The sequence below is a fragment of the Proteus penneri genome, assembly GCF_022369495.1.
Classification (GTDB): domain Bacteria; phylum Pseudomonadota; class Gammaproteobacteria; order Enterobacterales; family Enterobacteriaceae; genus Proteus; species Proteus penneri.
In genome coordinates this window covers 2,912,937-2,925,317 of record NZ_CP059690.1, presented here as the reverse complement: position 1 = coordinate 2,925,317, position 12,381 = coordinate 2,912,937, and the positions used below count along the sequence as shown (strand labels likewise).

At 36.9% G+C, this 12,381-nt stretch carries 11 protein-coding genes; 10 read left to right on the top strand and 1 reads right to left on the bottom strand.

The window, feature by feature from the left end:
* Positions 1 to 10 precede the first annotated feature (10 nt).
* The 10 genes from hyfH to H1225_RS13210 all read left to right on the top strand — a co-directional run bounded on the left by hyfH (position 11) and on the right by H1225_RS13210 (position 8,839).
* The gene (hyfH, locus tag H1225_RS13255) at positions 11 to 565 is read left to right on the top strand and encodes a hydrogenase 4 subunit H (protein ID WP_006536159.1); all 555 of its coding nucleotides are present in this window, start codon (positions 11 to 13) and stop codon (positions 563 to 565) included.
* Positions 562 to 1,344 carry an NADH-quinone oxidoreductase subunit B family protein gene (locus tag H1225_RS13250; protein ID WP_072064386.1) on the top strand — a complete coding sequence of 261 codons (783 nt, stop codon included), beginning with the start codon at positions 562 to 564 and terminating at the stop codon, positions 1,342 to 1,344. Before hyfH ends, H1225_RS13250 begins: the two co-directional genes overlap by 4 nt.
* On the top strand, positions 1,337 to 1,747 hold the full coding sequence (locus tag H1225_RS13245) for a formate hydrogenlyase maturation HycH family protein (RefSeq protein ID WP_006536157.1): 411 nt from the start codon (positions 1,337 to 1,339) through the stop codon (positions 1,745 to 1,747). The genes H1225_RS13250 and H1225_RS13245 overlap by 8 nt, the downstream gene beginning before the upstream one ends.
* Complete coding sequence (gene hycI / locus H1225_RS13240) at positions 1,744 to 2,250, top strand: hydrogenase maturation peptidase HycI (protein ID WP_006536156.1); 507 nt, start codon at positions 1,744 to 1,746, stop codon at positions 2,248 to 2,250. Before H1225_RS13245 ends, hycI begins: the two co-directional genes overlap by 4 nt.
* A 366-nt stretch (positions 2,251 to 2,616) precedes the next feature.
* Entirely contained in the window at positions 2,617 to 3,606 is a 990-nt protein-coding gene (locus tag H1225_RS13235; RefSeq protein ID WP_006536155.1) for a glycosyltransferase, read from the top strand.
* A gap of 404 nt (positions 3,607 to 4,010) precedes the next feature.
* On the top strand, positions 4,011 to 5,594 hold the full coding sequence (locus H1225_RS13230) for an ABC transporter substrate-binding protein (RefSeq protein WP_109848208.1): 1,584 nt from the start codon (positions 4,011 to 4,013) through the stop codon (positions 5,592 to 5,594).
* A complete protein-coding gene (locus H1225_RS13225; RefSeq protein ID WP_072064383.1) occupies positions 5,579 to 6,562 on the top strand; it encodes an ABC transporter permease in 984 nt (327 codons plus the stop codon). The genes H1225_RS13230 and H1225_RS13225 overlap by 16 nt, the downstream gene beginning before the upstream one ends.
* Positions 6,559 to 7,371 carry an ABC transporter permease gene (locus H1225_RS13220; RefSeq protein WP_072064382.1) on the top strand — a complete coding sequence of 271 codons (813 nt, stop codon included), beginning with the start codon at positions 6,559 to 6,561 and terminating at the stop codon, positions 7,369 to 7,371. The genes H1225_RS13225 and H1225_RS13220 overlap by 4 nt, the downstream gene beginning before the upstream one ends.
* On the top strand, positions 7,365 to 8,162 hold the full coding sequence (locus H1225_RS13215) for an ATP-binding cassette domain-containing protein (protein WP_006536149.1): 798 nt from the start codon (positions 7,365 to 7,367) through the stop codon (positions 8,160 to 8,162). Before H1225_RS13220 ends, H1225_RS13215 begins: the two co-directional genes overlap by 7 nt.
* Before the next feature lie 59 nt (positions 8,163 to 8,221).
* Positions 8,222 to 8,839, top strand: coding sequence for an ATP-binding cassette domain-containing protein (locus H1225_RS13210; RefSeq protein WP_109848210.1), 618 nt, complete (start codon positions 8,222 to 8,224; stop codon positions 8,837 to 8,839).
* 98 nt (positions 8,840 to 8,937) lie between these two features.
* Here H1225_RS13210 and H1225_RS13205 read toward each other — a convergent pair whose 3' ends face one another.
* The gene (locus H1225_RS13205) at positions 8,938 to 12,366 is read right to left on the bottom strand and encodes an autotransporter domain-containing protein (protein ID WP_239739152.1); all 3,429 of its coding nucleotides are present in this window, start codon (positions 12,364 to 12,366) and stop codon (positions 8,938 to 8,940) included.
* Positions 12,367 to 12,381: the final 15 nt, after the last annotated feature.

Here is a 12,381-nt window from a genome sequence, read left to right as displayed (position 1 = left end):
GGAATGAACGATGTTAAAATTGTTTAAAACCATAATCAAAACAGGCGAAGCAACGACCAAATATCCGTTTAAGCCCCTGGATTTACCTGATGGTTTCAGAGGAAAGCCTGAATATGATGCAGAGCAATGCATTGTCTGTGGTGCTTGCACCGCAGCATGCCCTGCTAATGCGTTAACGATGGAAACGAATTTGGAAACAGGCGAGCGTCATTGGCAATTATTCATTGGTCGCTGTATTTATTGCGGTCGTTGTGAAGAAGTTTGCCCAACAAGAGCGATTGTTTTATCCGATATGTTTGAAACGGCAGTAACGAAAAAATCAGACCTTTATATTAAAGGAACGTTTAAGTTATTGAATTGCCGTGAATGCCATCAACCCTTTACGCCGAGAAAATCAGTTGACTATGCGATGGCGCTATTAGTGCAATCAGGTTGGGATGAGCAAACCGTAGAAGCCATGCGACCACAATTTGAAACTTGCCCTGAATGTAAGCGTAAACATAACTTATTATCTGATGGCCGTGAAAATATTAGTATGGGCGAGATCGGGAGTACAATAAAATGAGTCTACCAGAAATTCCCATTAATCATCATGTTAGCCAACCTATCACCCTTGATGATCAGGTTAAAAAGCTAAAACAGACATTGTTGAAAGATATTCAACGTTCAGCTTATGTTTATCGTGTTGACTGTGGTGGTTGTAATGGTTGTGAGATTGAAATTTTTTCTGCAATTACACCAGTTTTTGATGCTGAACGTTTTGGTATCAAAGTGGTCGCCTCGCCTCGTCACGCTGATATTTTATTATTCACTGGCGCAGTAACGCGCCAGATGCGTGTTCCTGCATTACGTGCTTATGAATCAGCGCCCGATCCAAAAATTTGTATCTCTTATGGTGCTTGTGGCTGTGGTGGCGGTATTTTCCACGATCTGTATTGTGTCTGGGGTGGGAGCGAATCTATCGTGCCTATTGATGTTTGGATCCCTGGTTGTCCCCCAACGCCAGCAGCAACAATTTATGGTTTTGCTGTTGCACTAGGTTTGTTAGACCAAAAATTAAAAGGCGAATCGCATATTGAAGTAGAGAATGAAAAAGCATCTCTCATTTTGCCTTCTATTCCTTTAGATGCTCGAGTGATGATTGAGCGTGAGGCTCGTCGTCTTGCGGGTTATTATCAGGGGAGACAAATCAGTGATCATTTTCTCACCTTATTAGAAGGTGCCACAATTCAAGAAGTGAGTGGCCGTGTTGATGAATGGTTACGACAAGCTAACGATCCTCGCTTATCAGAGATTGTGAAACGCTTGGTTTACTCTTTAAGCCAAGGAGGCATATATGCCTGATGACGCTAAAGTTTACTTTTGGTCATTAAGACAAAAGTTTGTAGATAGTGATGATGATATTCCTGAACAAGCACAACAGGTGATGTATTACTCGCTCGCAATTGGCCACCATGTGGGAATGATCGACTGTTTAAAAACAGAGCTAGTCTGCCCTTTAGAAAAATATAAAGCATGGATTGATTTATTACCTGAAGGTGAAGCCAAACGCAAAATGCAAGGATTACTGACATTTGGTGAAATCAATATTAATTCAGAGCATACTCACTTATTAGCGTTAGCATTTGATCCAATTATGAAAAATGACGATCCTATTTTTAGTGAGTGGAGTCAAACACTGATTAAATTACTGGGTGAGATCCATGCAGAACCTGCTATTTATTTGATTGTGAAGAGAAAACCATGAGTGAAGCAATGGCAGCACCTAAAGTGGTATTAACGGTTGGCAACAGTATGATGGGCGATGATGGTGCAGGCCCTCTGCTTGCTGAATTAATGGAAACAAACCCAATTGATGGATGGATTGTTATCAATGGGGGAAGTGCGCCTGAGAATGTTTCTTACCAAGTAAGAGAGCTACAACCGCAATGTGTTGTCATTGTTGATGCTGCTGACATTGGTTTAAAACCAGGTGAGATTAGGGTGATAGACCCTGATTATATAGCGGAAATGTTTATTATGAGCACTCATAATATGCCGCTGAATTTTCTTATTGATCAATTAAAAGATGATATTCCAGATATTACGTTCTTAGGGATCCAACCCGATCTCGTTGGTTTTTATTATCCAATGACTGAAGCGGTAAAGAATGCTGTTGATGAAGTGTATCAAGGGCTCAAGTCTTGGCGAGTTGATTACTTTCCAGAACTTGAAGTCTGCGATGAAGATGAAGAAGAGATTGAAGAATAAGAGTATAACAAAACAAGTATCCTAATATTATTGATATAAATAAAGACTAAAACATCCGCTTAGCGGATGTTTTTCGTTAATGAACAAAACGCTCATCAATAACATTTATTTTCTACACTAACCTTAATTTTTCCTTTAGTCCTTTATTTTAAAAAACAAACCACCTTAACCCTTTCTTCATAAGAGATAAAAAGAAGTTAATTATAATTAACCTCGTTAAATATCAGTTTTACCTTTAATTAGTTAAAAATTAAATTTTAATTAAGAATTAATTAAGACGGTTCTATTATTTTATTACTCTTTTTTAATTTTTAAGATTAACTATTTAGAGGGAAAATTCTTAGCTAATAATATAAAAGGTTGGTTATGTTTTCTTCTCTACCTCAACTGAGTATTGTGGTCGCCGTTTATAATGGTGAGATGTTTTTATCTCAGTTTTTCAATGGGTTAAAGTCTATTAAATTGAATAACTGGGAGCTTATTTTAGTTAATGATGGCTCTAGAGATAACTCACTTAAAATATTACAAGAATGGAAAGAAAGATTTCCTCAAGTCACTATTATTGATCAGGAAAACCAAGGCGTTTCTGTTGCTCGTAATGTTGGATTCAATATTTCGAAAGGGCAATATATTGCTTTCCCAGATATTGATGATGTAATTCATCCTAATATGTATGATAGAATGATTAATATAGCTAAAGATGATAATTTAGATATTCTAACCTGTAACGGTAATTATGTTTACGCAGACGGAAGGCCTTCACGTCCTATTTTCCCTTCAAATAGATTACGTTCTACGGGCGTTTTAACTGGGCCACAATGGCTAGAAATAGCATTGGATTCTAAGAAATTCTTACATGTCACTTGGTTAAATATTTATCGACGTGAATTTCTACTTGCTCATGGTTATTATTTTGAACCCGGTTTACATCATCAAGATATTCCGTGGACAACAGAAGCATTATTAACGGCTAAACGCGTTAAATATATTGATGAGCGTTACTACGATTACTTTATTCACTCTGGTTCTGTTTCTCATGCAACGCCTAATGACACTATTCATGTTAGAACAATTCATAATTACATGAAAATATTAGAAATGCTTGATGCTATTAATCAAAAATATAAAGATGTGACTCAAAATATCAATGCATGTTATTGGCAAATCGCAAAAGAAGGTTTGGGAATTATCCATTCAATTGATTCTATTCAGTCTATTGAAGTTAAAAAACAGATGGTTAAAGAGTTTTTTGATAGAGGAATATGGTCACTAATTTGGAAAAATGCGAAAAATTTTAGATTACGTTGGCGTTTAGGGCGACGCTATTTTAAATTAAAAAGAATATTAAATTCATAAATACAAGAAGGGCGCAATGATGTGCCTTTTTTATTTTTAATGCATATTAAATAAAATGAAATAATCTAATTTCGTTAAAAAGTCACTTTATTTCGTTTTACGCTCACTGATAAATTCAATGATAAATATATAACTTATTTATTAGAAAAATACTGTGCACTTGCTAGAAGTTTGCCATAATGAGTATTACTGCTTAATAAAAGTTTATGTAAAATCAATAAACTGTCGAATATTATTCGAGTAGTTGAATAAAAAAACTTATTATGATGTCACTGGTTTAACCTTTATCTGCAACAATTGCAGAGTATCATAATCATCATTGTTATTTATCTTGTTTCAGCCTCTTTATCTTATTTAGATAGAGACTGGTGATAAGTCATATCTAAAAAATCGGAGAATGTTTTATGTCTATTCGGTTTGGTTGGCGTCAGTCATTAGTAACGTTAACTTGCTTAGCCGCGTTAAGCGTTCCTTTTGCATCATCTGCTCAAACGTTAAAACTGGCTATTGGTGAAGAGCCAACAGAGGGCTTCGACCCAATGTTAGGGTGGAGTCATGGTAGCTATTTACTTCTCCATAGCCCATTGTTAAAGCAAAATGCGGATCTCTCTTGGTATAGCAATATGTTAAGTGACTACCAGCCAAGTGAAGATGGCAAAACATGGAAATTAACATTAAAGCCAGATTTAAAATTCTCTGATGGCTTACCGCTTACTGCAAAAGATATTGTATTTACCTATAACAATGCGGCTGCAAGTGGCGGTAAAGTTGATATGGGTAACTTCCTTTCTGCAAAAGCTGATGATGACTTACATGTCACTATTACATTGAAAGCACCACAAAGTACTTTTGTGAACGTACTGGGTTCTTTAGGTATTGTTTCTGCTGATAAGTATGATGAAAAAACTTACGCACAAAAGCCAATTGGTGCAGGCCCTTATCGCATGGTAAGTTTCCAGCCAGGTCAGCAATTAATTGTTGAAGCTAACCCTTATTATGCGGGCAAGAAAAATGATTTTGAAAAACTGATTTTTGTTTTCCTTGATGAAGATGCCGCTTTTGCAGCTGCTCAAAGTGGACAATTAGGTATTGTGCGTATTCCACCAGCAACGGCTGCAATCGCTAAAAATTTACCCAATACCAAATTGTGGGAAAGAGCAAGTGTTGAAAACCGCGGTATTGTTTTTCCAATGGTAAAATCAGGCGAGAAAAACGCTCAAGGTTATGATATTGGTAATGATATCACCGCAGATATCGCTATTCGTAAAGCAATTAACTATGCTCTTGACCGTAAATTGTTATCAGAGCAAGTACTTGATGGTTATGCGGTTCCTGCATATACCGGTGTAAAAGGTTTGCCTTGGGATCAAACAGACGCTGCTTTCGAAGATGGGGATGTTGAAAAAGCGAAGCAAATTCTTGAAGATGCTGGTTGGAAACTCAATAAAAATGGTATTCGTGAAAAAGACGGCTTAGAAGCGAAATTGACCTTATGGTATACCAGTGGTGATGCAACTCGTCGCGATTTAGCCGAGTCAATTCGTGCGCTAGTGCAACCTCTCGGTATTCAAATGGATCTTAAATCAGGAAGTTGGGATACCGTAGAGCGCTATATGCACTCAAATCCAACTTTATTTGGTTGGGGAAGTCTTGATCCTATGGAGTTATATCATCACTACAGCGAAAATGCGGCGGGTGTTGGTTATTATAATCCGGGTTATTACAAAAACCCTGAGGTTGAAAAACATCTGCAAGCTGCACTCGATGCCCATACATGGCAAGAAGCCGTTCCTCATTGGAAAGCGGTTGAGTGGGATGGTAAAAATGGCGTTGGTGTGAAAGGTGACGCTGCTTGGGCTTGGCTGATGAATGTGCAACACACTTACCTGACTAACCCTTGTGTTGATTTGGGGACAGGAACGCCGGAAATTCATGGTTCATGGTCATTATTAAATAGCGTAGATACTTGGAAGTGGACTTGTCAGTAATACGTCAAAGTGCAGGTTTTTTCCTGCGATTACTCTGCCTGCTGTTGGTAACAACAGCAGGTGTTTTTATTTTATTAAGTTTCTCACCGATCGATCCCATCAAGGCGTATATCGGTAGTGATTTATTGAATGTTCCTCCTGAGCAATATCCTTTAATTGCAGCACGTTGGGGTATTGACCAACCTTTATGGATGCGATTTTGGCTCTGGTTTAGCCAAATCATTCAAGGGGATTTTGGTTATTCCATGTTGTATAACATGCCTGTTATTGATGTTATTCGCGAACGGGCGGGGCCTTCATTTATCTTGCTCTTTTCAGCGTGGATGTTTTCTGGCGTTATTGGTGTTGTGATGGGATTAGTTGCGGGTCGATATCTTAACCGCTGGCCCGATCGAATTATTTCTACACTCTCTTATTTGTTAGCCTCTTTACCAACATTCTGGGTGGGATTACTGCTGTTATCACTGTTTTCTGTCACCTTACATTGGGCGCCAATTTGTTGTGCTTGGCCGATGGGAAGTAGTGCCGAAACCGCAACGTTAAGCCAGCGTTTTTCCCATCTTATCTTACCTATGATTGCTCTTGGATTATTAGGCACTGGGAATATCGCACTGCATACTCGCGCGAAAGTTGCCGAAGTGATGGGCAGTGAATTTATCCATTTTGCTAAGGCTCAGGGTGATAAGGGGTGGGCTATGATGCTATTTCATGTTCTACGTCATGCCATTACACCTGCACTTTGTTTACAGTTTGCATCTATTGGTGAATTACTTGGTGGTTCTCTTTTAGCTGAGAAAGTTTTTGCTTACCCAGGATTAGGGCAAGCTACCGTTGATGCAGGATTGCGAGGTGATATTCCTCTATTAATGGGAATTGTTGTCTTTAGTACTATTTTGATTTTCTTTGGTAATAGCATTTCTAACGGGTTATTACGACGTATTAATAAAGGAATTTTGCGAGACTCATGATTTACGATCCAAACAAGCCTTTATTGAAACTTTTATTCGTGACTCTCGCCTTGATTGGGTTAGTCACTTATGGTTTTTCTATTTCTCATACTGATATTGCAATGGATTTTTTGGCCAGAAACCAAGCACCTTCAGAACAATATTGGTTTGGTACTGATAATTTAGGTCGTTCTTTGTGGCTACGCTGTTTTCAAGGCATGTTAAGTAGCTTAAATATTGGGGTGACAAGTGCGGTTGTTAGTGGTGCTATCGCTCTCATTTTCGCGGGTATTTCGTCAATTAATCGTTATTGTGATTTCTTTGTTAGAGGTGTTGTTGATGCGCTTTTAGCATTACCTCATTTATTACTACTAATTTTGATTTGTTTTACTTTAGGTGGTGGGCAACAAGGGGTAATTTGGGCTGTGGCATTAACTCATTGGCCTAAGCTTGCGTTGATTTTACGTGGTGAAATTCAACGTATTCGAGAGGCGGATTACGTCATGCTATCACGTCGTATTGGCAATTCACCTTTTGAGTGTGTAAAAAAACACTATATTCCCATGTTATTACCGCAGTGGATTGTAGGAACCTTATTGATGTTTCCTCATGCCGTATTACATAGCGCAGCGTTAAGTTTTTTGGGGTTTGGGCAAGCGGCGCATGAGCCATCTTTAGGTTTGTTGCTATCTGATGCACTGCGTTATTTAAGTACAGGCTCTTGGTGGATGGTGGTATTTCCGGGATTAATTTTGATGTGCTTGGTCTTGATTTTCGATCAATTTGCTAAGGCAATGCAACAACTGTGGTTAAGAGGGGCAGGATGTTAAGTTTTGAACAGCTTTCCATTGATATTGCACAATTTCGCTGGTTGGGAAAACGAAATTGGCAACCGTTGCTAAAATCAATCTCTCTGGATATTAAACCGGGTAAAATGTTGGCATTAGTGGGGGGAAGTGGTGAAGGTAAAAGTTTGCTATTACAAAGTGCATTAGGGCTTTTACCTGCCAATATGCGTGTACGAGGTTCGATTAAACTTAATGGTCACGCATTAAGTGAGCGAGAACTGATTGCTTATCGAGGAAATACTTTCTGCTATATTCCTCAGGGAGTCACTGCACTTAATCCTTTGATTTGTATCGGTGATCAACTCAGTCGCTCTGCGCGTTTAAGTGGTGCAGACGTTACGTCAGATGATATTGTGCAGCAATTGGGTCTGTATCATCTTTCTGGATCGTTAGTTAAAACGTATCCAGCAAAACTATCTGGTGGAATGGCAAAACGCGTATTAGCCTGTAATGCAACACTTTCTAATGCACAATATATTCTGGCTGATGAAATTACCTCATGGCTTGATGATGAACATGCTTGTTTGTTATTAGGGCACTTAAGAGAATTATGTAATCAAGGTAAATCAGTGCTTTGGGTTACACATGATTTAGCCTTAGCAGCACGATTTGCGGATACAATAGCCGTGCTTAATCAGGGTGAGGTTAACGAAATTATCCCTGCTAATGTGCTTAATCGTCATGAAGGTAGTGAGTGGTTGAAGACACTCTGGAATGCATTACCTGAACAACAATTTATAAATACCAAAGAAGCATCACTTAATTCATTATAATATGGTGTTCTTAAGTCTTACTTTTATACATTTCATTTGTTATTTCTGGAGTTATCTTTATGCCACTTTTAGAGTTAAAACAATTATCTGTGGAGCAAGCAGGTAAGGTGTTATGGCAAGATCTCTCCTTTTCGTTAGATGCGGGAGAGCGACTCGGTATTTCAGCACCAAGTGGTACAGGGAAAACGACATTAGGTCGTGTTTTAGCGCAGTGGCAAGCACCAACTCAAGGTTCAATTCTTATTAATGGTAACCCATTGTCTAGAAAGGGTTATTGTCCCATTCAATTAGTTCCTCAACATCCTGATAAATGTTTTAATCCTTTTCGTTCGACAGGTGATAGTGTCCGTGATGCATGGCACCCTGATGATAGTTGGTTAGAAAAGTTAAAAATAAAATCAGAGTGGCTAACTCGTAGGCCTAATGAATTATCAGGTGGTGAATTAGCGCGTATTGCATTATTAAGGGCGCTCGATCCGCGTACTCAACTATTAATTGCGGATGAAGTCACGGCACAATTAGATGCGCAAACCCAAGCTGATATTTGGAAAGTTTTAATCGATGAAAGTCAAAAAAGACCTTTAAGCTTGATTATCTTTAGCCACAACAAAGCACTACTTGAAAAGGTTTCGACTAAAGTATGGTGGGTGGATAAAGAAGAACATTTCTACGGTTAGAATAGATAATTATTAAGCTTAATAAAAAAAGCTTCCTATATTTTTATAGGAAGCCAAATAATACTGCTAAAGTTAACCCCAAATATAATAACAAGGAATTAGAAACGATAAGTGTAGCTTACGCCAAACTGCATATCGTGATTGCGATAAGTGGTCATTCCCCAATCTGCTGATGTATTAATGGAAGATTGTTTATCTAATTGATAAGTCAATCCTACTTTGGCAAATGGGCGTTGTTTTAACTGCTTTTTATTTTCTGAATAATCAATGTGTTGCTGACCTAAATAATCAATATGGCTACGGAAATCGCCTTGATGGTGTGATAAATTCCACAGTAAGCCCGCTTTAGTATTCAATATGAAAGATGAACCTAATAAGTAGTCCATACCTAGTCCCATTTTGGCTAATAGTGAGTGCGTTTTAAGTGCATCATAATGTGCTGCAAATTGTGCATTTTGAGTTTCACTATATGCTGAACGAGAAACTTGGTTAAATGTTAGTCCAATAAATGGGGTAAGCATTAAATCATCTGCCAATGAATAAGGATAATAACTTTGTAAATCAATATGATATCCAGAGATCCTAGCGTTGCCTTTACCTGCTTCTGTATCTTCTAATACTTGTCTTTCGATGGATATTTTACGATTTAAGTAAGCACCTTTTAGCGACAGGTGTAATGCATTGCTCTTTAACTCAGGATTGAGTGATGGTATTAAATCTAAGCTAAAACCGATTAAAGGTAATGCATAACCTTGATATTGATAGCCTTTAGGTAATGAGGAATAGACATCAGTATCAATGGCAAGGCCGATAACCAATGGAATATGGTTAACATCAAAACGATAGGCTCCACTTAACCCAGTTTGGGTTGCATTAGCTTTATTTACGTTTTGATAGTGTGCAAAACCACTGATACAGGCTTTTTCAGTACCAACAGAGCAAGTTGCAGAAGCTAAATAATGCAGTTGCCCTTGCTGCATATCCATAAGCTTATAGCCGTTTTCAGCCATCAATTGCATTGATTTATAGGTATTTTCAATGTCGATAGGTCTGCTGATAGTAATCGATGGTTTTGCCGTTTCTTTCTCTTTTGCCTTTTCTTTAGCGCGTTGTGCTAGTTCATCTTCTACAGGGGTAAGTTCTTTAGCTTCAGCATCAGCTTTAGCTTTATCGGCTTGCTCTTTGTCTAAGCGCGCTTGTTCTGCTTTAGCTTTATCAGCTTGCTCTTTGTCTAAGCGCGCTTGCTCAGCTTTAGCTTTATCGGCTTGCTCTTTGTCTAAGCGCGCTTGTTCTGCTTTAGCTTTATCAGCTTGCTCTTTGTCTAAGCGCGCTTGCTCAGCTTTAGCTTTATCGGCTTGCTCTTTGGTTAAGCGTTCTTGCTCAGCTTTAGCTTTATCGGCTTGCTCTTTGGTTAAGCGTTCTTGCTCAGCTTTAGCTTTATCGGCTTGCTCTTTGTCTAAGCGCGCTTGTTCTGCTTTAGCTTTATCAGCTTGCTCTTTGTCTAAGCGCGCTTGCTCAGCTTTAGCTTTATCGGCTTGCTCTTTGTTTAAGCGTTCTTGCTCAGCTTTAGCTTTATCAGCTTGCTCTTTGTCTAAGCGTGCTTGCTCAGCTTTAGCTTTATCGGCTTGCTCTTTGGCTAAGCGCGCTTGCTCAGCTTTAGCTTTATCGGCTTGCTCTTTGTCTAAGCGCTCTTGCTCAGTGATATTATCTCTTGTATTCGGTTCGATATTAGCGGTTTGCTTATCTTTTTGTAATTCAGCCAGTATTTGTTGATTTTTTTGGTGTTCATAGCTAACAATCTGTAATTTAAGCCCTATTGGGCTGTTATCTGATGTTGATATATCCCTTTTAATATTATCTTGTTTTGTTTTATAAAAATCTATATCAGATGTATATTCATGGAATTTATTGGAATGTTTATTCCAAGCTTCTACACCTCCGTTATCTATGATTTCCTCTATTTTCTTTTTATTTTCTATGGCTTCATTATATTTTTTAGTTGTTTCTTGTAGTTGAATTTTTAAATTAACTACAAAACGATCATATTCCGTTTGGGCTGTATTTAGTCTTATTTCTGTTGTATTAAAATGATCTTTTGCAGATTTAATATCCTTTTTCGCTAAAATAGTATCTAAGAATATATTAATTTTTTCTTTTTCTTGTTCTATTGTGTTGATTTTCTTTTTATCTAAATGCCAAGCGACCGCATACCACTTATCATCCTGTTTTTTAGAGATCCCAAAAATAGTATTACCATCTTTAGAAATAGAGTGTGCTTCTGATTCTTCGTTGTTATCGTGATTTCTAATTTTAAAATTTGGTAATAAAATAGAATGATTATCTTGAATAAAGTATGCAAAAGCATTTCTAGGGTGTTGTGATAAACGTAATTCTTTTATTTCCCTTAAATCACCATCACCGTATTCGGTCCATCCAACAAAAAAATCACCTTTTTCTGAAATAGCTGTTGCTTCTGAATTATAGTAATTAATGCTACTATTAATTCTAGGGATTTTAAATTTATCGTTATTTTGAATGTTTGGATTGTAAATGAAAGCTTGCCGAATTAATCTCTCATTACGTTCCTCTCTGCGCTTAACAAGTGATTCTACCCAGCCTACGGCAATATCATTTTTTTTAGAAAAATGATTTATTTTTGATGAACCATACTCTGAGTTTGAAAGTAACTCAATCGTGTTTTTTTCTTTGTCATAAATGAAAGCTAATCTAACATTAATTGAATCTGGATTATCTCTTTGTTGTGTACCATAAATATACTTTCCACTATACGAGATACCCGTAATATTGGGATTTTGGTCTGAGGAGTAATTATTGAATATACTTAAATCATTAAAGGCAATAAATCTATTTTTTTCAATGTGATTTTTTAATTCAGTATTATCTATATCACTAAGCAGAACTGTTTTTTTATTTTTATTATCAAAGATAAAAAAATTTTTTTCATTTGTTGGGTCAAGGTGTGAGTCAGGGTCTTTATCTTCCGAGTAAAGGCTAAATAAGCCATCTTCTGTAGTAAGATAATAGTCGTCATCAATATAGTAACTAATACCATTTTTATTATTGAATAAAGTTATTTCTTTTAAATAAATATCATACACAAAAAATATATCACTATTATTATTTTTATGTTCACCATGAGCTGTTAAGTAACGACCATTCTCAGAAAGAGAGAGCGCTTTAATATTATTAAAACCGTTTATTTTTAATGGGTTAAAGCTTTTTCCTAAGTCGTGACTTATATTAATTTTATTATCATCAGAAACTATTATTGTATTTTGGTATTTAGAAGTTAAGATTACGGGAATATCTCTTGTTTCCATTCTACCATGAATATGTTTGTTACTTGAATACTCTTTAAGTGAAAGGCGATCAATAAATTCGAATTTGAATTTGTTTTTTTTAGTTTCGATTAATTCTTTTGGAGAGTCTACGGCATAGCTATATGACGAGTTAATTATTATTGAAGCAATAATTGATAGTTTTATATTTGGTTTACTTATAAGCATAAATTATTATTCCAT